Below are 22,913 nucleotides of genomic sequence, written 5' to 3' on the forward strand. Positions count from 1 at the left end.
GCATCGATTTAATCATTTCTATTCTATCATTATAAGCCAGTTTGGAGGATTTAGGAAGGGGAAGAAAAAAGGACGCCGCCCCTTTCGGGACGGCGTCCTTTTCAAGGTCCGGCGGACCGGGTTCCTTATTCTTCGTCTTCTTTCACGACTTCCTTGCCATCGTAGTAGCCGCATTCAGTGCATACGTGGTGCGGGCGCTTCAGTTCGTGGCACTGAGGGCATTCAACCAGGCCAGGAGCAGCCAGTTTCCAGTTGGCACGGCGGGAATCCCGACGGGCTTTGGACATTTTTCTCTTCGGTACTGCCATATCGTTACACCTCCTAATCTCAGGCTATTTCTCTAACAACGCCTTGAGAGCCTCCAACCTGGGGTCGATGGAATGGGTATCGCAGTGACATTCCGTCACATTGCGGTCCGCTCCACAGACCGGACAGATCCCCTTGCAGTCCGGTTTGCACAGGACTCTGGCCGGGATGGCCAGGAGCAGGGACTCTCTCAAAGCATCCGTAACATCAACCATATCGAACTGATAGGTGAAGGCATCTTCTTCCAGTCCTTCCGTGCCTTCGGGATAATACCGTTCTTCCACCTGGGCCGTAAGCTCCAGCCGCACATCTTTCAGACAGCGGGCGCAGGTGCCGTGGCAGACGAACTTTTCCCTAGCGGTGAGAAGGAGTACGTCTCCCCCGTTGGAAATCTCCCCTTCCACCAGGATGTGCCCTTCCAGGCTGGCATCTTCCGGCGTCAGGTTCAACTGGGACGGGGCAAGGTCGTACTGGAAAGATTCTGACCCTGTCAGTCTTTTTTTGATTTCTGCTACATTGATTTTAATCATATTATCAACCGTTACATTATATCGATGAAACCGGCCTTTGTCAAGCAAAAGCCCAAATCATCTTATTTGCTGCACAGTCTCAGGGTATCCTGGGCAATGGCCAGTTCTTCGTTGGTGGGGATCAGGAATACTTTCACCTTGGAATCAGCGGCGCTGATTTCGGTGACTTTGCCCCGTACGTTGTTCCGGTCAGCATCCAGTTTCACACCCAGGAATTCCAGGCCTGCGCAAACCTGCTGACGGGTATGGATGTCGTTTTCGCCTACGCCGGCGGTGAACACGATGGCGTCAACGCCGCCCATGGCAGCTGCATAAGCGCCGATGTACCGTTTCACCTGGTAGCAGAACATATCCAGGGCCAGCTGGGCTCTTTCGTTGCCTTTGGCGGCAGCATCTTCCAGGTCACGGAAGTCGCTGGAAACGCCGGAAACGCCCAGGACGCCGCATTCCTTGTTCATGTACTTGTCAACGCCGGCAGCATCCAGGCCCTTCTTCTGCATCAGCACGGGAACCACAGCCGGGTCGATGGAACCGGTACGGGTGCCCATCAGCACGCCGTCCAGAGGAGTAAAGCCCATGGAAGTATCCACGGATTTGCCCCCGTCCACAGCGGTGATGCTGGAACCGTTGCCCAGATGGCAGGTGATGATCTTGGTGTCTTTGATGTCCTTCTTCAGCAGCTGAGCAGCCACCCCGGACACGTATTTGTGGGAAGTCCCATGGAAGCCGTATTTCCGGATGCCATAGTCCTTGTATTCTTCGTATTTCACGCCGAACATATATGCCACAGGAGGCATGGTCTGATGGAATGCAGTATCGAATACGGCAACCTGCGGGGTGTTGGGCATCAGTTTCTGGCAGGCACGGATACCGGAAACGTTGGCCGGCTGATGCAGGGGAGCCATATCGCTGAGATCTTCGATCTGTTTCAGCACTTCATCGGTAATCACAACGGATTCATTGAAGATTTCACCGCCGTGCACCACACGGTGGCCAACAGCATCGATTTCGTCCATGGATTTGATGACGCCGTGGTTGGGGTCAACCAGAGCAGCCAGGACCTTCTTGATGCCGTCCACATGGTCGGGGATGGCGCTTTCCAGTCTTACCTTGTCCTTGCCGGCGGGAGTGTGGGTCAGAACGGAGCCTTCGATGCCGATACGTTCTACCAGACCTTTAGCGATGACAGATTCATCCTTCATATCAATCAGCTGATATTTGATGGAAGAGCTGCCGCAGTTTACAACAAAAATCTTCATTACATTGCCTCCTGATCGACTACTGATTTTAAACCAGTATTATGCTTATGCTATAATACTAATATATGTTAGCAAAGTTTTACGGATTTGTAAAATAAAAATTTGGAGATCTGCCATGGAACAACCTTCTGTCATCGGCCTGGTGGCCGAACACAATCCCTTTCACCGGGGCCACGGCCATCAGCTGGAGGCTGCCCGGGCGCTGCTGGGCCCGGTGCCCGTCATTGCCGTGATGAGCGGCAGTCTGACCCAGCGGGGAGAACTGCCCCTGTGGGACAAATGGCGCAGGACCCGGCTGGCTCTCCTGGGCGGGGTGGACCTGGTGCTGGAACTGCCGGCGGCCGGGAGCCTCCAGAGTGCCCAGGGGTTCGCCTTCTTTGGGGTGGAAAGCCTGGCCGCCACCGGCCTTGTGACCCACCTGTCCTTTGGCTGCGAAGCCCGGGACCCGAAGCTGCTGCTCCAGCTGGCCCGGGAGGACTTTTCTCCGGGTGAATGGGCAGCAGCCCTTTCCGGGGGCCTTTCCTATGCCGGGGCGGCGGAGCAGCTGGCCTGCCGGCGGAACCTGGCCTATCAGGGACTTTTTTCCGGGTCCAACAACCTGCTGGCCCTGGAATACCTGAAGGCCCTGAAGGGCCACCCGGAGATCCAGCCCCTGCCCATCCGCCGGGAAGGGACCCTTTACGGCAGCGCCGCCCTGGAAAAAGGCACCTGGCCCAGTGCCACCGCCTTCCGGAAGGAAGTGGCGGAACGGGGGTTCACCCGGGCTGCAGAAGAAGCCCTGCCCCCGGCCCTCCGTCCCCTGTGCCGGGGCTGGTGCCAGGCAGGGCTGGACCTGGGAGCCCGGGAGGACCGGCTGGATACCCTGCTGGCCTTTGCTCTGGAAAAAGGGTCCCCGGCGGACCTGGCCGCCTTCACCCAGGTGTCCGAAGGGCTGGAAGACCGGATCTGGAAATGCCGGCGGGCGGTCAGCTTTGACGGGCTGGTGGACCAGGTGCGCACCCGGCGGTATTCCCCTTCCCGGATCCGGCGGATCCTGTGGCAGTTCCTGCTGTCCGGCCCGGACTGTCCTTTCCGCCAGGGGGCCCAGGAAGGGCCGCAGTACCTGCGGGTGCTGGGGTTCACGGACCGGGGACGGCAGCTGCTCCGGGCCATGAAGCATACCGCCCGTCTCCCCCTTCTCACCACCATCCAGAAGGACACCCTGGCCAAGGCCCCCTCCCCCGCCTTCCGCCGCCAGCTCCAGCTGGACCTGAGGGCCCAGGACCTGTACCAGCTGGTGACCGAAGGAAAGATCACGGACCGGGATTACAAAGAAAAGCCTGTTATGCTGCCTTGAGCAGCACAACAGGCTTTTTCCGTTGCGTCCCTTATTTCTCTTCTTCCCCTTTGTCCCCGGCGTTCAGCTGGTGGTCGGCGTCGTAGCTGGATTTCAGGGCGTTCCCGTTGTCCCGTACGGCACTGAGGGTCTTGGTGAGGTTTTCTTCCAGATAGTTGAACACGTCCATGGCGTACTGCATGGATTCGCTGTGGAGCTTTTCCGCATAGGCATCTGCAGCCGCCCGCATATCCCGGTCGTACTGCTGGGTGGTGGCGATGATCCCGTTGGCTTTTTCTTCCGCAGCCTTCACCACTTCTTCCTGGCGCACCAGACGGTCCGCTTCCGCCTTGGCCAGATCCACAATCCGTCCCCCTTCTGCATGGGCCTGTTCCACAATGTGGTCGGCTTCCGCCCGGGACTTGTCGATGATGTTCTTCTGTTCTTCCAGCAGGTCATGGGCCCGTTTCACTTCCAGAGGCACCGCCGCTCTCAGCTTGTCCATCACCATGGTGATTTCGTTTTCGTCGATCATCACCTTGTTGACAAGAGGGATCCTCCAGCCATCTGACAGAATGCTTTCCATTTCGTCCAAGATTTTATCCAATTCCATGACCATCGTTCCTTCCTTTTTGTATTCGATCCTACCGTTTGAGAGATTGTTTCCCCCGGGCCATCACTTGCTCCCGGATGCAGTCCGGTACAAAACCGGAAATATCGCCGCCGAAATAGACCATTTCCCGCACTCCGGAAGAGCTGAGATAGGAATATTTGGCGTTGGTCATGATGAACACCGTTTCCAGCTGTTCATCGATTTCCTTCATGAGCAGCGCCCGCTGGAATTCGTATTCGAAATCCGTAAACGCCCGGAGACCCCGGACAATGAACCGGGCCCCTTTCTTTTCGCAGAATTCGTTGAGCAGGCCGGAAAAACATGTCACCCGCACATTGGGGATGTGGGCCGTTGCCTGACGGATCATGGAGACCCGTTCCTCCATGGAGAACATGGCCTTGTCCTTGGCCGGGTTCACGAACACGCTGATGATCAGTTCATCAAACATCTTGCTGGCCCGTTCAAAAATATCCAGATGTCCCATGGTCACCGGGTCGAAACTGCCCGGACATACCGCTTTACGCACGTTGAACCTCCAAGAGAAGCAGATTTGCTACGTACCATTATAACAAAAACGGTTCAGCTTTTCCACACTATTAGGGAGATTTTCGTATCTCCGTACTTTTCCTGCCGGAATTCCGTACCCTGGGGCAGATAGTCTGCCGGATCCTCCTCCAGGGAGTGTTCCAGCACCAGGAGACCGCCCTCCTTCAGCACCGGCCATTTTTCCAGGGCCTCCACCACTTTCCGGTTCAGTCCCTTGTCATAGGGCGGGTCCGAAAAGATCACATCGAAGGCCTTTCCCTGCTGGGCCATCATGGCAAGACCGTTCACCGCGTCGGTGTGGATCAGGGTCACCTGCTCTCCGGCCCGTGCCTTTTCCACATTGGCCTTCACCAGCTTCAGGCTCTCCCGGCTTTTGTCGAAATAGACGATCTGTTCCGCTCCCCGGCTCCAGGCTTCCAGCCCCAGGTTCCCGGTGCCTGCAAAGGCGTCCAGCACGGTGCTGCCGGGGATCCGGCTCTGGATGATGTTGAACAGGGCTTCCTTCACCCGGTCCGCTGTAGGCCGCACCAGATAGTTCTTCGGGGTCACCAGTTTCAGTCCCCTGGCCTTTCCCGTAATGATTCGCATACACAAAACCTCTTCCGTACGTTATAATAGATTATTATACTGTGAAAGGAGCATCCCCCCGTGAAGCTGAAGAAACCCCTTCTGGCTCTTGCCGCTGCAGCCATGGCCGCAGGTGTATTGTATCATACTCTGGCACCCAGAGGGGCTGTTTTTTCTCCCGGAGAGGTACCGGCGGCGGAAAAATGGGCCCTTCTGCCCCTGGACAACCGGCCTCCCTGCCGGGATTTCACCGAAGAACTGGGGGCCCTGGGGGGCATCCATTTCACCGCACCCCCTGATGAGATCATGGACTGGTACGACGAACCGGCCAAGGTACCAGCTCTCAAATCCTGGCTCACCGGCATCATGCCCGGCCAGCAGGGAGCGCTACTTTCTTCGGACCTTCTGATCTTCGGAGGCCTGCTCCATTCCCGGATGGAGCCCCTGACGGACCGGAAGGCGGGAGACTTCTTCACGTACCTGGAGGACCTGAAGGAAGACAACCCGGACAAGCAGTTCTACCTGTATTCCATCATCCCCCGTCTGCTGATCAGCGACCATGTGCTGCCGGACCGGTGGTACCAGTGGCATCTTATGACCTGGACCATTAACATGGACAAGAAGATCCGGGGGCTGCCCTACGACAAGGAGAACTACGAAGAAGTCAAGGCCCTGATCCCCATGGACCTGAAGTGGAAGTACATCACCCTGTACCGGGACAACGACCGGTTCAATGAGGAGCTGGTCCAGTTCGTCACCGAAGAGAACCTGACGGACCTGGTGATCGGCCAGGACGATGCCCATCCCTACGGACTGCCCAACTACAACCGGCTGAACGCGGGAGCCTACCCCAAGGCCTACGACCTGCATCCCCCCATCTACACCTCCCAGGGGGCGGACGAACTGGGGACCCTGGCCGCCGCCAGGATCTACAGCCGGCGCACCGGATACCGTCCCAGGATCAAAGTGCTCTACGGGGACCCGGCCATGAAGGACTACACCCTCCATTTCGTTCCCCTGACCCTGGGGCAGATTGCGGAAGAAAAGATCAAGCTGGCCAACGGGGTGGAAACCGGTTCCCTGGATGAGGCGGATTTCGTCCTGTACATCCACTGCGGCGGGGAAAAGGACGAAGACTATACCAGGATCGCCAGAGACATCAAAAGCCTGATGGAACGGAAACCGGTGGCTCTGGTGGACCTGTCCACCCGGTTCGCCGCCGGAGACTGCATCCTGCCCCATCTCATGGCCAACGGGACGCCCCTGCCCCGGCTGCTGTCCTATTCCGGCTGGAACACCGCCTCCAACGCCATTGGCACTGCCGTGGCCCAGGGGACCATTGTGTCCGGCCAGGCAAAACGGCTGCCCAAGGACCAGCTTCCTGCCCTGTACAGCGCCAATTTCCGGTTCAACTACGCCCGGTTCCTGGACGACTGGGCCTACCAGAAGCTGATCCGGCCCCATATGGCGGAGCTCCAGGACTTCAACGGCGTGGACCCGGAAAAAGGCGGGGATTATCCCAACGCCGCCACCTGCTACCTGTCCCGGGAGCTGGGGATCTACCACCAGGTGCTCCTGTGGTACTGCCGCCAGTTCCCCTACTATGAAGAGGTCGGGACCCGGTACTGGTTCCGGGACGCCCAGTTCGCCGTAAACCTGCCTTGGGAGCGGCCTTTCGAGATCCGGCTGAAAATTTTTCCGGAATTTGGCAAAGAACAGTTGACAAATGGCCGCTGACCCTCTATAATTTATTTGTGTTGTCGGGGCGTAGCGCAGTTTGGTAGCGCGCTTGGTTCGGGACTAAGAGGCCGCAGGTTCGAATCCTGTCGCCCCGACCAACTTTTAAAAAGGACAGCCGTCACCTTCGGGTGGCGGCTTTTTTCGGGTTCATCGTTTGTCGTTTTAGAGGCCAGATGCCAGGCATCTGGCTTTGAACGTATTGGCCCTCTGGGCGGCCGGGACGGGTTTGCCTTCGGCGAACCCCTACAACCTCGTTGTCCATGGACCCATAACAACGTAATACTTCGGAGGGTCCTGACCTTTGCAGGATGTGGCCAATCGATGAAATACGTTGTTATCGGTTTGCCAGACCCTGACGCTGTAGGGGTGGGCCCCAGGCCCGCCCTTCCCGGCCTGCGGGTTTCAGATATTCCCAGGAACCCGCCCTGCGGGTTCCTTCCATCGGCTGGAGACTAGTGACTAGAGACTGTAAGCTCATGTCCATTTGCCCCCGGCAAATGGTCTCCTTTGGCGCGAGACTGAAAAGCGGCTGGCCGCTTTTCGTTCTCCGTTCTCCTTGCAATCCCCTGTAACTGTGTTATAATGAAAATACAAATGGTGCTGTCTGGTGACGGTCAGCCCCATAGCAGTGTATGGAAAGAAATCCGCCTACTGTTGGAAGCTGGAGGCGGATTTCTTTATGCCCGAATTGCAACGATAATCACGAAGAGGATTACCAAAAAGGTAAAAAAATCGTATTTCGTCATAGGGCTCCACCCCATTTCTGGGGCAAGATTTGACCGCCTACCGTATAGACAACACCGTGTACAGTATAACATATCGTGATATGGGAAGCCAGATGCCGGGCATCTGGCTTTGAACGTTTTGGCCCCTTGGGCGGCCGGGATGGGTTTGCCTTCGGCGAACCCCTACGCCGCCGTTGTCCATGGACCGATAACAACGCAATACTCCGGAGGGTCCTGGTCTTTGCAGGGTGCGGCCAATCGATGAAATACGTTTTCATCAGTTTGCCAAGCCCTGACGCTCTGCTCTCTGCCCTCTTTACTTGCCCTTCAGCAGCTTGTTCAGCCCTTCACAGAACGCTGTCAGTTCGTCATCCCGGGCTATGGCCAGGAATTTCCGGTTCCCGGGCTGGAGGATCATTTTGCCGCTCCACATGCTGGTGGGCGGTTCTATCCGGCCGATTTCTTTGAGGGGAACGGCTCCCGTTTCAGAGGAAATGAGGGTATCCCAGGTCAGGAGGAAGCCGTCCCGGGCCGTTCCCCTTACGGTTTTGTCGCAAAGGACAAGGACATCCTTTGGATCCAGCCCATAGCTTTGGGCATAGCTGGACAGGGCATTGGCCATCTTCTTGGGCGGGATATCAGGGGCACAGTACAGATAGGTATTGGTTTTATTGGCCAGGGGAGCCAGCTGCTGTACAAAGGCCAGGAGGGCTGCCCGGTCAGTTCCTTCTGAAGAGGTCTCTTTTTCTGCAGGCCCCACTGCCAGAGGAGCACCGCAATGGGAACAGAACCGGGCCCCCGGTTTGGCCGGGGTTCCGCATTGGGAACAGAAACCTGCGGCCGGGCGGTCAGCAGGGACAGCGGGCGCCTCCTGAGCAGCAGGCCGGGGTTCCTCCGCCGCCTGGCTGCCGGAGGGTTCCCTTTTGTCTTCCTCTTCGTCTTCCTCTTCCTCATCGGCAAAGACACCGTGGGCTTCGGCAAGATTGTATTCTTCCTTGGACAGGATCACTTCTTCTGACAGCCAGGAGGCAAAATTGGCATCCAGACTGCTGCAGTCACTTTCTTCAAAGGTACAAAGGACAAAACCCGTATCACTCTGGAGCGTATGATCCTGGTCCAGGAACACCCGGCAGAAATCATCCACGAAGGCTTTTCCGCCCTGGGAGGTGAAGATATCCCCTTCGTCTGTCAGAAGGAACCCTTTCTTTCCCTTTCCCCAGAGCAGGGCGTTGGAGGCATCACAGAGCAGCAGGACTTCAGAGCGGTCCACACCCAGACGGCTGCCGTAGGCCTTCATGGCGTTGTCCAGAAGGTCTCCGGGGATATTGTCCCCCAGATAGTAATGGCTGCCTTCAAGCTGAGCCCCATGCTTGCTTTCCAGATAGGCCAGAAGGTCCGGGTATTCACCGGCAGCCTTCAGACAGATCCGGGCGGTTTTCGTTTCCTCCGTTTCCGGCTGGAGGCTGGCCGCCCGTTCATACCAGCTCATGGCCTTCCCATAATCGTAACAGTCTTCCAGATCCTGGTTGCCCCGGAGTGCCGCCGCCTTCACCATGGCTTCAGCGTTTTCTCCTGCTGCGGCCTCTTCATAACAGGCCAGAGCCTCCTCAACGCGTCCTGCCGCCTGGAATGCGTCCCCCAGGGCCAGGTCCACCTGCTGCAGAGGGGCCAGGGCTTCTGCCAGATTTCCGGCCAGGGCTGTGCGCAGCAGGTCCCGGGCTTTTTCCAGGTCCTTTTCACAGCCTGTTCCCTTTTCCCGGCACAGACCGGTCTGGAGACATGCCTGGGGATCCTTCGCCTCAGCCCCTTTCTGATACCACTGGAAAGCGGCCTCCTTATGGCCGGCTTTGGCTTCTTCCAGGCCCATCCGGGCACAGGCCGGCCCAACGCCCTTTTCAGCCGCCTGGCGGATCAAAAGGTCTGCTCCTGCCAGATCCACAGCCGTCCCTTTTCCATTTTCTTTCAAACGGGCCAGTTCCCAGCAGCCTTCCGGACTGCCACAGTCCGCCGCTTCCTGGTACAGGGCACAGATTTCTGACCAGTCCGTTTCTTCTTCCTGCCGGAGCCGGGCCCCCTGTTCCAGATCCCAGGCAGCAAGGACTTCCCGGGCCTTCCCGTATCCCAGCTTCGCGCTGCGCCGGAGATAGTCCAGGGCCCTTTCTTCGTTACTGTCCTTGTATTTTTGGTAGTTCTTGAAAAGGGCCTCCTGGAAGGCAGGGGTATGGCGTGCCTTGTTGGTCCGTTCCAGGGCTTCTGCGGCCCCTTCTACGCCCAGTTCCGCAGCCTTCCCATAATACTTTGCGGCCTTGTCAAAGTCCTGGCCGTCTTCCATTTCCGTCCCGGTTTCATAGAGTTCGCCCTCTTTCATATTGGCTTCTCCATGGCCCCATCTGGCCGCCGCGGACAGGTAGTCGTATTCCGGAGACCCGTTTTGGACACTCTGCCGGTAGAATTCCCAGGCCGCATTGGGATTCCCCAGTTCTGCCGCCGTCTTCAGCCATCGGGCCGCTTCTTCCGGGTCCCCCAGATCCCGGCACACAAGTCCCAACCGGCACATGGCTTCCCTGTCCCCCATGTCCGCAGCCGCCTGATAAGAGGCCGCCGCCTGCTGCCGGTCTCCCTTGTCCAGGGCCTTCCGGGCGTCCTTTTTGAAATTTTCCACCTGAGCCGCGGCCACTGCCTCATAAGGCGGGGCAAACCGGATATTATAGAAGCGGATCTTTTTGGCTGCAAAATCCAGAGGCTCCGTCCCTTCATAGGCAAACTGGAGATGGTCACCGAACCCGTAATAAGAAACATGTTCCAGCTCCGGATAGAAGGGAAGGGTCTGGTCGCTGGCATTGACCAGCACAACCCGTTCTTCCTCATACCCTTCCGGATACTCCCGCATCAGATACTGGAGAGCCGCCATTTCCCCAGGGGTCCTGATGGCCTGGCCTTTTTCAATGCCCAGGCAGTCCACCCAATAGGGAAAAGGGATGTTCCCTTTCTGATGGAGGCCGCTCCATAAATCCCCGGCCAGGGAAAGCCCCTCTCCTTCCGCATCCGCCACTTTCAGGATATCCGGAATGGCCTCCGGGGCCAGTTTCGCCATGGCCCGGTATACGGAACGGCTGTCCGCAGTCTGGGTCAGGCAGTCACAAAGGGTCTCCATGGCCGTTTCTTTGCTGCAGCGGCCTTTTTCCATCATCACCTCGATGTTGTCCAGCCGGCTCTCCACTTCTTTGTTCCGGAAGCTGAAGGGAGGGAGCTTGTGATGCTCTGTCAGGGTCACCATCAGGTAGTTGACCAGCCAGACGGAAATCACGTTGTCCGCCAGATTGCCCCCCAGGCTCCCGTAATTCCGGCGGTCCAGACGCTGCCGGATGAACCGTTTGGCCCTGTCTGAATAGGAATTGCCCGTAACAGCCCGTCCCAGGGCGCTCAGTCCGTCGGAAGCCATGTTGAGCATGCCGGCTTTCACCGCACCGGTAATGGCCCCGGTGATGCCGAAGCCGCCTCCCTGCCAGTGGGCCTTGTTCATCTCTTTTTCTTCCCCCAGCTGCTCCAGGTAGCGGGAGATCGCCGCCTGGTCTTCGGCCAGCCCGGTAACCAGTTCTGTTTTCTTGTACTGCTCAAAAAGTCTGTCTTCCAGATCTTTTTTACTTACAAAATCGATGCCGTGATTGAGCAGGACTTCCACCGCCGCCTCTATGGAAGGATCGCAGGCATTAAAGATGATCCTGGTCAGGTCCCTCACCAGGGAAGCCGGGTCCGTGTATTCCTCCACCGCAACGTGTTCCCGGATATACCGGCCCACAAGCCGTCTCTGCCGGGCCCCTTCCCGGTTGAAGGGGGCCCACAGCTGCCGCCGCAGGGCCAGAGGCCGGGGGAAATCGATGTGATATTTGGAAAGGATGACGCACTGGCTGCCCGGCACATCGGGCAGGGTTTCCTCCACAGGTGCAGGGGCCGTCTCTCCACCGGGCTTTCCGGATGCAGAAGGTGCCGCCGGGGCCGCTGTGCTGCCTGCCGGGGCCCCTGCCTCTTTGTCTGCCGCCGGGGCACTTTCCGGCACCGTACCGTTTGGCATTTCCGGCATCCTGGCCCCGCAGTTAAAGCAGAATTTGGCCCCATCCGGCAGTTTCGTACCACAATTTATGCAAAACATTTTCAGTCCTCCTCTGAAAAGATTTTCCTTATGTCAGTACTACTCTACCATACCTGGCCGGAGAAAAAAAGTATGAAAGAGGGCGGCCGGGCCCCTGGGGCCGTTTCTGACTTCTTGCCATGCCCTCCGGGCGGCCGGGACGGGTTTGCCTTCGGCGAACCCCTACGCCGTTGGGGTCAACGTATGGTACAAATGGCGGGCCGCCGGTTGGGCGGCTTCCTGGTGCCCAACCCCAACCGGAAGGTGCCGGGGCTGGTCCGGACTGCCCGGGAAAGCCATCTGGCACCGGCCAAGGGCAAGCAGGGCTGGGGGTTCATGGATTGAAAGAGGTACATAGTCTGTAAAAAAGGGGCTGCTGCCTGGGCAGCAGCCCCTTAGTCGGAAGTCCGGAGTCTGAAGTCGGAAGCCTCAGGACAGGATCCGCCTGGCTGGACGGATCCTTTTGATTATGTAAAACCAGAATCGAAATCAATCTGAGCCATCATTTCGTCCAAAGGTTCTACATATTCAAAAATTTGCATGCAAATTTAACATTCGGCTCCAGACTTCAGACTCCAGACTTGAGCCGCTACGCGGCTCTACAGCTAGGGGGTGCTGCGCGTTCCGCGCAGCACCCCCTCTTTTTTACTTCCCATGATGTTTTTCACTGTCTTCCACGGTCCGCACCCTTTCGATGGTGGGCTTTCCGTGTCTGTCTTTTTCGATCACGTCGATGCGGATGTATTTCAGTTCTCCGTCGAATTCCTTCACCAGTTTCCCCAGGGTCCCATCCTGGTCCAGGGCCGGGTTGGAACCAGCTCCGGCCATAATGGCCCGGTAGATCACCGCGGCGAATTCGTACCGGGTCATCATCCGGTTCCCTTTGAACTCTCCGTCTTCATATCCTTCCACAATACCGGCTCTGGCCAGTTTGGTCACGTAGTCATAGGCCCAGTGGTTTTCAGGGATATCCGGGAACAGGGCATCCTTGTCCACCTTTATCACGGTCCGGCCGGCCATCTGGTTCATCAGGGTCTTCAGCTGCTGCATCTCCCCTTCCTGCTTGGCCACCAGTTCCTTCAGGCCCCGGATTTCCTTGGCCATGGCCACCCGGCTGTTGGATACGTGGTTGTGCTGACCCAGCTTGAAGGTGGCGCCAATGTTCACCATGTTTTCACCGCCGCCGGTGCTGCCTCCCAGGCTGAACATCACGTCTTCGTTGGGCCGGTAGAAGGCCCCCAGGGCCACGGCGTTGGCGCCGCTGTAGCTGCCGGCCCCTACGGCAAAGTCCAGTTTGTCGTCAGGATCGAAGTCCAGAGGATGGAGGGCCGCCAGGGCTGCGGAGTTGGCCCCTACCCGGTCCACCCGGGCGCCCAGTTTATTCACACTGTTGCCCAGCTGGTTGATGGCCCGGCCGGTCTGCTGGAGCTGGCTTACGTTCACCGCATCGGTCGGTGCCGTCCCCGGTGCCACATTGTGGATCTGGTTGCCGCCCATGTCCACCTTGCCGTCCTGGACAGTGATGGTCCGGTTGGCATCCCCGGTCTTCACGATCAGCCCGCTGTTGTTGATGGTGGTGCTGCCGGTGGTGACGCTGTTGAGGCCGGTCAGGTCTTTGGCCAGGCGTACATTGAGGGTATTATCGTCCCCTCTCACGATACCGATGTTTTTGGCATCGCTGACGTCTGCGGCACCGCCTTTGATGTTCAAAGTCTTGCCCAGGTCCACGGTCACATCTTTGCCGTCATCACCCTGGAACTTGCGGCCGCTGTTCACCTTGTCGCTGACCGTCTTCAGCTGATCTTCCGTAGCGGCCCGGCCGTTCTGGATGTGTTCTCCATCCCATTTCCGGTTGTCCAGACCGTTCAGGTAGTTCCCGTCTGCCGGATTGCTGTCTCCCGCTGTATTGGACTGCTTGCCCAGAGTCATGGTGCTGTCACCGGACCCGATGACTACCTGGCCGTTGGAGCCCTTGATGGCAACCTGCTTATTGGGATCATTGCCCAGGATGATATCATCATTCAGGTTCACCGTATGGTCATCCTTCACGGTGATATTCTTGCCGCTCTTGGCTTCCGAAGCCTTTGCTTCATTCTTGGCCAGCTGCTTCACATCCCCGATGCTGGCCGCATTGTTGTCGCCGGCATCGGCATACTGCTTGCCGTCAATGCCGCTGGCAATGTTGGTAATCTGCTTGGCCCCGCCGTTGATGCCGTCTTTGGTGATGGTGATGTCACCGACTTTGACTTCGTTAGTCTTCACCCCATCTTTATTGATGGTCGTTTCGCCAGCCTTGATGCTGCCGTCTTTAGTCAGGTCGACATCTTTATTCAGTTCAACTTTGATGGCTCCATTGTCTATGGAAGTCTTGATGTTGCCAGCTTTTTCCACAGTGCCATCAGCCTTGTAGGTCGTGTCACCTTTAATCTGGATAGCCTTGCCCAAATCCTGCTTGACAATCTTGTCAGCGCCTTTTTCATCAGACGTCAGGGCAAAACCACCGCCCTGGTTCTGATTGGTGATGGAGCCGACAATATCGCGGAGCTGCCCTTCCGTAGCGGCCCGGTTTTCCGTCACATGGTCCTTGTCCCACTTGGTGTTGTTCAGACCAGTGATGTAGTTACCGTTGGCCGGATTCTTGGTGTCGGAATTGGTCTGTCCGCCGATGGTGATTTTGTTGTCACCGCCCACCATGACCTTGGTGAAGTCCGGCGTATCGGTCATGACGATTTCCAGTCCGTCGCCACTCTTGCGGACGCCCAGGTTCTTGCTGGATGCCTTGGCTACAGCGTCTTTATCCAAGCCGCCTTTGATGGACAGGGTCTCATTCAGCTTCCGGGTGACTTCCTGGCCGTCGTTGCCCACGAATTTCAGCCCGTCGTCCAGGGTGGCCACGGTCTGAGCATTCTGGCCATCCTTATCGGTATAGACAATGCGGGTGATGTCCGTGCCGCTAAGATTTTCCTTGCCGGTCTTGCCATCTTTTCCTGCCTGTCCCTTTTCCGTCTTGATGATGGTAGTACTGTACCTCTGTTTACCGTCGGTCCCCGGGAGACCATCTTTGCCGGTGAGGCCAATGGAGCCTTCCTGACCGTCCGCACCGTCTTTGCCCAGGGCCAGATTGTCGTTGAGCTTGATGTTGTAGGTCATGAGGCCATCGCTGTCTCTTTCAGCAGCAATCATCAGGTTGCCGTTCTTTTTGTCATATTCCCCATAGGTATTGGTCCCCGGATCAGCGGTTGCCGGATCAGACTTGTCGTTGACCGTGACCACGGTACGCTTGCCGGCAGCTGTGGTGGCATTAGTGATGGCTTCACTGACTTTGGCCAGCTGATCTTCGGTGGCAGCCCGGCCACTGACATAATCCGGGGCCGTTACACTCCAGTCCTTATTGGACAGACCAATCGTATAACTGCCATCAACCGGATGGTTGCCCTTGTTGGTGGTCAGTTCCGTGTTGGTGAAGTGGCCAATCGTAGCATCACCGGCCTGCAGGGTGCCATCATCCAGATTTACATGTTTGGCCAGCCGGATGTAGAGCTTGCCATTATCATCTTTTGTCACACCGATATTGGCGTCCGTCAGGTCACCCTGGGCTTTGCCCACGATATCCAGCCGTTTATTGAGCTTCTTGTTGATGACTTTTGTATCATCATTCTGGCCGTCATCGCCGGCGAACTTCAGGCCGTCATCGAGCGTAGCTACGGTCTGGGGGTTCTGCCCATTTTTGTCCGTATAGACGATACGGGTGATGTCCGTGCCGTCCACGCCAGGTTTGCCATTCTTGCCGTCAGCACCGGGCTGTCCTTTTTCCGTACGGATTATGGTGGTGGTGATGCCATCAGCGCCGTCTTTCCCGTTGATGCCGATGTACCCATCCTTGCCGTCATTCCCGGCTTTGCCTTCCTGGCCTACCACCACGCTGTCCGCAGAGATGTTCTTGTCCATGAGTACATGGATGGTGGTGTTGCCATCCGCATCCTGTTCCACGGAAGTCAGCAGATTCTGACCGGAGTATTTGTCCAGTTCTTTCGTGCCGGCCCCCTTGATGTTGATGGTGCTGTTCAGTTTATTGCCCACCGGATTGGCTGTTTTGCCGGCCACCGGCATATTGGCCCCGAATTTCAGGCCGTCATCCAGGGTGGACACGGTATGGGTCGTAGTGCCGGCTTCACCGTCCTGATAGACAATGCGGGTGATGCCGTCGGTGCCGTTGACACCAGGCGTACCATTCTTGCCATCGGTGCCATTCTTGCCGATGGTCTTGATGATGGTGGTCACTGTGCCGTCAGCGCCGTCCTTGCCGGTGATGCCGATCTGGCCGTCTTTGCCATCCTTGCCGCTGACTGTCACCGTGTTGGCCGTCAGGTCCTTGTCCATCTTGATGGTGATATTGCCGTCGGCATCGACTTCGGTGGTCAGGTTATCTTCGCTGTAGTCATGGCCTGTCTTGAGATCACTGCCCTTAATGGTCACTTTGCCGCCCAGTTTGGCATTATAAGCCGTGCCGGAGTTGGCCGCGAAATTGAGTCCTTTATCCACTTCTTCCTTGGAAGCCAGGCCGGAGAGCGTGATGGTCTGCTTCGTTGCTTCTGTACCATTGGCATCCTGCACAGTGATCGTCAAATCACCATTATTATCAACGGTGTACTTGCCGTCCTTGCTGGCAGGGTTCTTCACCAGGCGCATATCCGACTGCATGACTTTATCAAGGCTTACATTGAAGGTAGTGCCGTCATTCTTGGTCATGATCAAAGTCTTGCCATCATTCGACACTTCGCCCCTGGTGACATAGTAATCGTGAAGATTGGAAATCGTGCCCTCGAGGCCATTGGTGCCGGTAAGAGCCGCCGAGCCTTTGCCGGATTCATCATAGGTAGCATTGCCGCCGGTGATGTATTTATCGCCGTCTACCGTGCCATGCTTGATATCTTCGGCAACCTGTTTGAGCTGATCTTCCGTAGCCGCCCGGCCGCTCTGGATCTGACTGCTGTTCCAACTCGTATTTTCTAATCCAGTGATATAGTAGCCCGGGCCGGGGTTGGCGCTATTGCCGCCGGACTGCTTGCCGATGGTGATGCCGCCGGTGTAGCTGCCTGAAGCATCCTTATCGCCTGTTACGTTAATCGTCGTAAAGCGCACCGTATCATCCGTTCTCACAGTAACATCGTCGCCGCTGCCGGAGATGATGATGTTCTGTCCCTGCTTGAAGTTGACCTTCCTGCTGGTAGGCGTCACATCTTTCTGCTTGCCGTCGTTGACATCCAGTTCCCAGCCGGCATTGACCGTGTCAGATACCGTCTTGAGCTGGTCTTCCGTAGCCGCCCGGCCGCTGACGATACCGTTGGCATCGGGGTTCCAGGTCGTGTTGGTCAGGCCCGTGACAAAGGTGCCGTCTTCCGTCTTGGCCTTGTCGCCATCCTTCTTAGTGGTGGCAACGCCGGTCTGACTGCCGATGGTCACGCCACCGATGCTGCCCTTGCCAGTACTGCCATCAAAGCTGACTTTATCACCAACCGTAATAGTGCCCTTCGTACCGTCGATGGTAACTTTCTTACCGTCATCGCTGCCCAGCGTGATGCTGTCGTTGAGCTTGACCGTGTTCTTGCCGCCGGCAGCCGCATCATTGTAGGTGACGGTGATATTCGAGTCGCCAGTGAGCTTGGCTGCATCCGTGGTGCTGCCCGCGATATTCTTGACATCGCCGATATTGGCGCCGTTGGTGTCCGTGTTGTAGGTCGGTTTTCCATCAGCCGTGCCGTCGGAGCCGCTTCCCATGTTGTTAACCTGGTTGCCGCCAAAGGAAATCTGGTCGCCGTTGATGATGACGTTCTTGGTCTCATCGCCTGCATTGTTGGTAATCTTGATGCCGCTGTCGTTCTGGACGGTCTTGCCGGTGGTGACGGAGTTCAGGTCCTTGAGGTCCTTGGCCAGTTTCACGGTCAGGGTGTCGGTGCCGTTGGAGACCACGCCGATGTTGTTATCGGTCAGTTTATCCTTTTCCGTCACGCCGCCGTTGATGGTGGTCTTCTGGTTCATGGTCCGGGCAAAGCCGGTGTTGTCCAGTGTGCCATCGGTCTTGATATCGCCGGCGTAGATCTGGCCGTCATCCATGGTGGCGACTTCATACGTATGGCCCTGGTCATCCTTATAGTGGAGGCGAGTGGCCTGGGTGTCATTACCGGCGGAGGTGATGTTCTGGCTGTCCGTCAAGGTCTTGGTACCGTAGGCGGCATTGGTATCCGCCTTGGCCGCCTTGCCGTCCTTGTCCGTCAGGTCCGGATTGCCGGCAAAAATCACATCGCTGGTGGTAACCGACGTAAAGGCCGGATTCTCGTCCATGAGGATGGAGATATCCCCGTTTTCCGCAATCCGGGTGGTCAGGTTGGCGGTACTGTAGCTGTGGTTAGCCGCTTCGTCGCTGGCCTTGATGGAAATCGTATCTCCCAGTTTCCGGCTGACCACCTTGTAGCCCTTGTAGTTGTCCGTGGTGTTGGAAGCATCTTTGGTGTTTGTGGTGAAGCTCAGGCCCGCCCCTTTCAGCTGGGCCACGTTCACCGCATCTGTATCCAGGGACCCGGCTGCCACACCGGTGATCTGGCGGGTCAGCAGGCTGCCTTCCGTGTCGTTGCCGATGGCAAGGGCGTTGGCATTGGAAACCCAAGCCGCGGAAGTATTTGTGCTGGCAGTTCCTGTCAGCACATCATAGCCCTTGGATCCGCTGGCACGGTTGGCCAGAGCCCCGCTGCCCAGAGCCACGCTGTCCGCCAGGGTTGCCTTGGCGCCGCTCCCGATGGCGGCCGCGTTAGTTGCAGCGTCTGTTGTGGTAGCGCCGAGGGCCGCCAAAGAATTCTTGCCGGCGGCGATGGAATTCTCACCAAAGGCGGTGGAGTTCTCACCGGAAGCAAGCGTCTTGTAGCCGAAAGCCGTGGCACCTGCCGCAGCGGCCTTGGTGTCGTTGCCGAAGGCCGTGGCGTAGTCGCCAGAAGCCTCGGTGGAATAGCCGAAGGCCGTGGCATCTTTATAGCCGTCGATGTTGTAGCCGTTCGTTCCTTCATGGGCTTTCGTCAGCACATTGTCCGGCGTAATGGCGACTTCTGTACCATTAATCGTAGTTTTGGCTGAAGAGGTCTTCTTCTGGCCATTGTAGACTTTACCGTTCGTACCTGCCGACGTATCAATGGTAACATTTCCATTGGCATCGACATTGACCTTCCAGAGACTGCCCTGATAATCACGGACGTAGGTGTTGCCATCCTTGCCGGCCAGAACCACATAATCGTGGAGTTCGCTGCCGCTGTCGATTGGCATCTGCTTGATGCCGGCAGTATGAACTTTATTATCAGCAGCAGATGTGTACGTGTAGGCAAGATTGCCATGGACATCCATCTGTTCTGTCTTATTCGTGTCATCTTCCGTGTATTTGTTGGTCACAGCACCATTCTCGTCGAGTTTGGCACCAGCGATGGTATCCGTGCCCCAGGCCGTTGATTCTTCATCGGCGGCGACGGTGGCGTTACCCCAGGCTGTGGAATACTGTGCCAGAGCACGGGTACGGTTGCCAAAGGCCGTGGCGCCCGTGGAAGAAGCGCGGGTATCGTTGCCGAAAGCGACGGAGTCATTGTACTTGGCAATGGTCTTCTCGCCAAAGGCCAGGGAACGGCCGCCGAGAGCCTGCGTGTCTTCGCCGAAAGCCACGGACTGCTGGCCACTGCCGTCATCTGCACCTGCCACCGTATTATGGCCAAAAGCCAGAGAAGCAGCACCTTTAGCCTGAGCACCCTGGCCAAAGGCCGTGGAAGATGCACCGCTGGCCGTATTGATAATATTGACAATATTTCCTTTTTTATCAGTGGTTTCCAGCCCGCCAAAGGCCGTGGCATACTGGCCCGTAGCCTTGGCATTCTTGCCGATGACCGTGGCACCCTTTCCCTCTGCCTGAGCGCCATTGCCGATGGCTACAGCAGAGTCGCCCGTCGCCTTGGCGCTGACACCGGCTGCCATGGAATTTTTAGCCACAGCACCTTCGTTGGTATAGTTGGTATCTGTTTCCGTATCGGGAGACCAGACGCTGTAGTCATGGACATTGACCTTCTGGGTGGCCGCTTTCAGCTGGGCCACGTTGACGGCATCCGTATCCAGAGTACCAGCAGCCAGATTGTTCAGCTGGCGGGTAATGGCAGTGGCAGTGATTTTGCCATCCCCATCCCGTTCTTCTGCCCGGCCGATGGAAACAGCTTCGTCCGTGGACTGCCAGGTTGAGGTATCATCCACAGAAGCCATGCCGGTCCGCGGGTCATAGCCTTCGATATTTTTATCCGCCCCGGATTTGGAATTTTTCCCCAGGACAATGGAGTTGGCCCGCCAGGCATTGGTCCCTTCGCCGATGGCAATGGCGTTTTCACCCCAGGCCCCACTGTTCTGTCCCAAGGCAATGCCATGAGCCGTGGTCCCGGCTCCGGATCCCAGGGCAATGCTGTAATTCCCCCAGGCTCCTCCGCCACCCAAAGAAACAGCATTTTGTCCCGTAGCATTGGAACCAGCCCCTACGGCAGCGGACTGGTATCCGGAAGACTGAGCATTATAGCCTACAGCCGTACCTGTATTGGAGGCTTTGGTTCCAGAGCCTATACCTGTACTTGCATAGGATACATTGGAATTGTAGCCCAAAGCCACGCCATAATTCTGATTTGTCGTAGCATTGGAACCGATGGCCGTAGAATAATTTGCATCTCCGCCAACATGGGCACCGCCAATGGCTGTTGCGTCCGTAACCGAATCATCATAATAGCCATTACCTTCCACGGTGGAACTCTTGCCGATAGCCGTCACATTCTTTCCTCTGGCACTGGCTCCGCCAACGGCCGTAGAATTTTCCCCTCTTGCTGAACTCATGTTCCCCAGGGCCGTAGAATAATTACCTTGTGCATTTGTTCCATACCCTGCCGCTGTAGCCGAAGAGCCGGAAGCCGCAGCACTCAAGCCCACTGCTGTAGAATTGCTTCCACCAGCAGCCGACTGAAAACCGACGGCCGTACTCTGGCCGCCGGAAGCGGTTGAACCACGTCCTACGGCAGTTGCATTATCGGAAGCCACACCGCCTACAGAAACGGCATTATCGCCCGAGGCTGTACCACCCACGGTAACGGCATGACTGCCACTGACTGCAGAATAAGCCCCAATGGCTGTACTCTGTTGACCCGTTGCTGAAGAGCCGCTGCCTACGGCCGTTGCCTGTGAATTTCCAGCTACACCGCCGATAGAAACTGCATGATCCGATGTGGCAGAACCGCCAACAGTGATGGCATACGGGCCGCTGGTGGATGACCCGGAACCAATGGCAACATTGTAATCACTGTTGGTATACCCGCCAATAGCAATAGAACTGCTACCGGCAGCACTAACCCGATTGCTGCGATAATCTGAACCGATGGCAATAGAATTACTTCCAATCGCATGTCCACCGATAGCCACAGCTCCTTCCTGCTGGGCACTGGTCCCGGAACCGATGGATACGCTGTCTTTCCCCATGGCTGCAGCCCGGTATCCGTAAGCAGAGGCATCTTCTCCCGACGCATAGGTCTGGGTACCCACAGCCGTGGCATTGTTCCCCTTGGCCACAGCGCTGACCCCGGCGGCCAGGGCATTGTCGCCGGTGGCGCCATCGTTGAGGTAGTTGTTGTTCCCGGCTGCATCCGTATCTGCTGTGGTCTTCACGCTGTAGTAATGGGTCATGGCGTTTTTCAGCTGAGCCAGGTTGACGGCATCACTGTCTTCACTGCCGGCGGCTACGCCGGTGATTTGGCGGCTGACGCTGCCGCTGCCTACGGAAAGGGCGCCTTCTGTGGATTTCCAGGCCAGGCCGCTCTGGGTGGACGTGGTGCCGGTCTTGGGGTCCCAGCCGGTAATGCCGCCGGAGCGGTCTGCTTTCGAATCTTTACCCAGAGCAATGGAGCCTTCCACGCTGGCATTAGTATTTTTGCCGATGGATACGGCATTTTCACTGGCCACAGCCGTATCCCCCACTGCTACGGCGGAATTGTCCGCAGTGGAATTGTACCCTACTGCCACGGCGTTGTTCCCGTTGGCGGTCACACTGGACCCGGCGGCGATGGAATTGCTGGCGGCCTGGTAGAGGGTGACGGAATAGAGTTTATCCAGGTTGTCGGATTTCTGGTAGTTGTATACCGGCTTGCCGTCTTTCTGGTCGGCCTTTGCGGCATCACTGGTGATTTCGGTTTTGGTGGTTTCTACCCCGGTATCCGGATCTTTGACCGTATAAGTATGGACGTACTGGGGCACAGTAGTGGTGTTGCCGTCGGCGTCCCGGAACACCTGGGGCACCTGGGTGGGATTGCCGCTGCTGTCCTTGTACCAGGCGGCATTGTCGGTAGATGTAGTCTTGTTGCCGTCTTTGTCGGCGTAATAGGTTATGGGTTTGTTGGTGATTTTTGCCGTGTTGCCGATGGCGGTGGAATTGTCCCCTTCAGCCTTGTTATTGTAACCTACAGCTGTGGAGCCGCCGGATTCAGTGGAGGTGTCCAGTTTATGGGCTGCCCCTTCCCCGTCTACCAACTTGGTATTGGCTGCATCCATGGGCTGGCCGTTTTTGGTGGTATCCCCTTCCGTTACGTTGCGGAGGGTATCGCTTTGGGTACCAATGGCAGTGTTATTTTCACCTTTTTTGTCAGTGCTTTGGCCTTGAACTACTTTCCCTACAGTCAGATTGCCCTTGTTATCGTAAGCCGCGGCGCCCCCATTGCCCAGATCAACCGTTTTATCCGCCGCCCATGCTCCTGAGGGCCAGGTGAGGCCCAGAGCCAGGGCCAGAGTCAGGGCATATACCCCCCCGGTATATTTTTCCGCTGGGAATGTTCCTTCCCGTGGTTCCGGGCGATTTCCGATACCACTACCCAGCTGTTCCGCACTTTGCTCCAGATGACCTTGTAGATCCTGTTCATAGGTCTCCCCCTTGCTCAATTTCACCGGAATCACCGTTTCTGCCATATTTCTATACTGTCTGTATTTTGGCATTCCAGTAACGATTTATTCTTATCAGCTGTAGATTTTCATTCCTGTCTGCAATCCATTCTGCTGAAATTACATTTCTCATTGTAATATGTTGTATTTCAGTCTTCAATAAGGAATTTACGCCAAATGAATAAAATTGTGATAATGAATAA

Annotated in this window: 12 protein-coding genes and 1 tRNA gene; 4 read left to right on the forward strand and 9 right to left on the reverse strand. The window is 56.9% G+C overall.

What is annotated here, in order from left to right; genetic code table 11:
- Nucleotides 1-125: 125 nt before the first annotated feature.
- From rpmF to FX155_RS00550, 3 genes are all read right to left on the reverse strand, one after another.
- Nucleotides 126-308 carry a 50S ribosomal protein L32 gene (gene rpmF / locus FX155_RS00540; protein WP_012938743.1) on the reverse strand — a complete coding sequence of 61 codons (183 nt, stop codon included), beginning with the start codon at nucleotides 306-308 and terminating at the stop codon, nucleotides 126-128.
- Nucleotides 309-332: 24 nt separating this feature from the next.
- Complete coding sequence (locus FX155_RS00545) at nucleotides 333-836, reverse strand: YceD family protein (RefSeq protein ID WP_022487578.1); 504 nt, start codon at nucleotides 834-836, stop codon at nucleotides 333-335.
- Nucleotides 837-898: 62 nt separating this feature from the next.
- On the reverse strand, nucleotides 899-2,095 hold the full coding sequence (locus FX155_RS00550; RefSeq protein ID WP_022487579.1) for an acetate/propionate family kinase: 1,197 nt from the start codon (nucleotides 2,093-2,095) through the stop codon (nucleotides 899-901).
- Between the two features lie 115 nt (nucleotides 2,096-2,210).
- Between FX155_RS00550 and FX155_RS00555 the strand changes: the two genes are divergently transcribed.
- The gene (locus FX155_RS00555) at nucleotides 2,211-3,431 is read left to right on the forward strand and encodes a nucleotidyltransferase family protein (RefSeq protein WP_195839584.1); all 1,221 of its coding nucleotides are present in this window, start codon (nucleotides 2,211-2,213) and stop codon (nucleotides 3,429-3,431) included.
- Nucleotides 3,432-3,462: 31 nt separating this feature from the next.
- Here FX155_RS00555 and FX155_RS00560 read toward each other — a convergent pair whose 3' ends face one another.
- Genes FX155_RS00560 through rsmD form a run of 3 tightly spaced genes read right to left on the reverse strand, consistent with a single transcriptional unit; the run spans nucleotide 3,463 to nucleotide 5,157 of the window.
- On the reverse strand, nucleotides 3,463-4,023 hold the full coding sequence (locus FX155_RS00560) for a hypothetical protein (RefSeq protein ID WP_022487440.1): 561 nt from the start codon (nucleotides 4,021-4,023) through the stop codon (nucleotides 3,463-3,465).
- A gap of 31 nt (nucleotides 4,024-4,054) precedes the next feature.
- Nucleotides 4,055-4,549: a pantetheine-phosphate adenylyltransferase gene (gene coaD / locus FX155_RS00565; protein ID WP_022487439.1), complete on the reverse strand. Its 495-nt coding sequence runs from the start codon at nucleotides 4,547-4,549 to the stop codon at nucleotides 4,055-4,057.
- Nucleotides 4,550-4,602: 53 nt separating this feature from the next.
- The gene (gene rsmD / locus FX155_RS00570) at nucleotides 4,603-5,157 is read right to left on the reverse strand and encodes a 16S rRNA (guanine(966)-N(2))-methyltransferase RsmD (protein WP_022487438.1); all 555 of its coding nucleotides are present in this window, start codon (nucleotides 5,155-5,157) and stop codon (nucleotides 4,603-4,605) included.
- A 60-nt stretch (nucleotides 5,158-5,217) separates the two neighbouring features.
- On the opposite strand from rsmD, the gene FX155_RS00575 reads away from it, so the two are divergent.
- Complete coding sequence (locus FX155_RS00575) at nucleotides 5,218-6,873, forward strand: DUF4127 family protein (protein ID WP_022487437.1); 1,656 nt, start codon at nucleotides 5,218-5,220, stop codon at nucleotides 6,871-6,873.
- Nucleotides 6,874-6,897: 24 nt separating this feature from the next.
- Nucleotides 6,898-6,974, forward strand: a tRNA-Pro gene (locus FX155_RS00580).
- A 943-nt stretch (nucleotides 6,975-7,917) separates the two neighbouring features.
- Here the strand turns inward: FX155_RS00580 and FX155_RS11605 are convergent.
- A complete protein-coding gene (locus tag FX155_RS11605) occupies nucleotides 7,918-11,751 on the reverse strand; it encodes a zinc-ribbon domain-containing protein (RefSeq protein WP_154487319.1) in 3,834 nt (1,277 codons plus the stop codon).
- A 183-nt stretch (nucleotides 11,752-11,934) separates the two neighbouring features.
- Here FX155_RS11605 and FX155_RS00590 point away from each other — a divergent pair, with 183 nt between their 5' ends.
- Nucleotides 11,935-12,075, forward strand: a complete 141-nt coding sequence (locus FX155_RS00590) for a hypothetical protein (RefSeq protein ID WP_154487320.1) — start codon at nucleotides 11,935-11,937, stop codon at nucleotides 12,073-12,075.
- Between the two features lie 300 nt (nucleotides 12,076-12,375).
- Here FX155_RS00590 and FX155_RS00595 read toward each other — a convergent pair whose 3' ends face one another.
- Both FX155_RS00595 and FX155_RS11715 read right to left on the reverse strand, forming a co-directional pair.
- A complete protein-coding gene (locus tag FX155_RS00595) occupies nucleotides 12,376-22,326 on the reverse strand; it encodes an S-layer homology domain-containing protein (RefSeq protein ID WP_154487321.1) in 9,951 nt (3,316 codons plus the stop codon).
- Between the two features lie 236 nt (nucleotides 22,327-22,562).
- Nucleotides 22,563-22,691: an ESPR domain-containing protein gene (locus FX155_RS11715; protein WP_154487322.1), complete on the reverse strand. Its 129-nt coding sequence runs from the start codon at nucleotides 22,689-22,691 to the stop codon at nucleotides 22,563-22,565.
- Between the last annotated feature and the right edge of the window lie 222 nt (nucleotides 22,692-22,913).

The sequence above is a fragment of the Acidaminococcus fermentans genome, from assembly GCF_009696675.1.
Taxonomy (GTDB): domain Bacteria; phylum Bacillota; class Negativicutes; order Acidaminococcales; family Acidaminococcaceae; genus Acidaminococcus.

What these genes read in the sequence shown, in the direction of transcription:
- FX155_RS00550 (WP_022487579.1), bottom strand. Translation starts at nt 2,095, where the DNA reads ATGAAGATTTTTGTTGTAAACTGCGGCAGCTCTTCCATCAAATATCAG.
- FX155_RS00595 (WP_154487321.1), bottom strand. Translation starts at nt 22,326, where the DNA reads ATGGATGCAGCCAATACCAAGTTGGTAGACGGGGAAGGGGCAGCCCAT.
- FX155_RS00555 (WP_195839584.1), top strand. Translation starts at nt 2,211, where the DNA reads ATGGAACAACCTTCTGTCATCGGCCTGGTGGCCGAACACAATCCCTTT.
- rpmF (WP_012938743.1), bottom strand. Translation starts at nt 308, where the DNA reads ATGGCAGTACCGAAGAGAAAAATGTCCAAAGCCCGTCGGGATTCCCGC.
- FX155_RS00560 (WP_022487440.1), bottom strand. Translation starts at nt 4,023, where the DNA reads ATGGAATTGGATAAAATCTTGGACGAAATGGAAAGCATTCTGTCAGAT.
- FX155_RS00590 (WP_154487320.1), top strand. Translation starts at nt 11,935, where the DNA reads ATGGTACAAATGGCGGGCCGCCGGTTGGGCGGCTTCCTGGTGCCCAAC.
- FX155_RS11715 (WP_154487322.1), bottom strand. Translation starts at nt 22,691, where the DNA reads ATGAACAGGATCTACAAGGTCATCTGGAGCAAAGTGCGGAACAGCTGG.
- rsmD (WP_022487438.1), bottom strand. Translation starts at nt 5,157, where the DNA reads ATGCGAATCATTACGGGAAAGGCCAGGGGACTGAAACTGGTGACCCCG.
- FX155_RS11605 (WP_154487319.1), bottom strand. Translation starts at nt 11,751, where the DNA reads ATGTTTTGCATAAATTGTGGTACGAAACTGCCGGATGGGGCCAAATTC.
- FX155_RS00545 (WP_022487578.1), bottom strand. Translation starts at nt 836, where the DNA reads ATGATTAAAATCAATGTAGCAGAAATCAAAAAAAGACTGACAGGGTCA.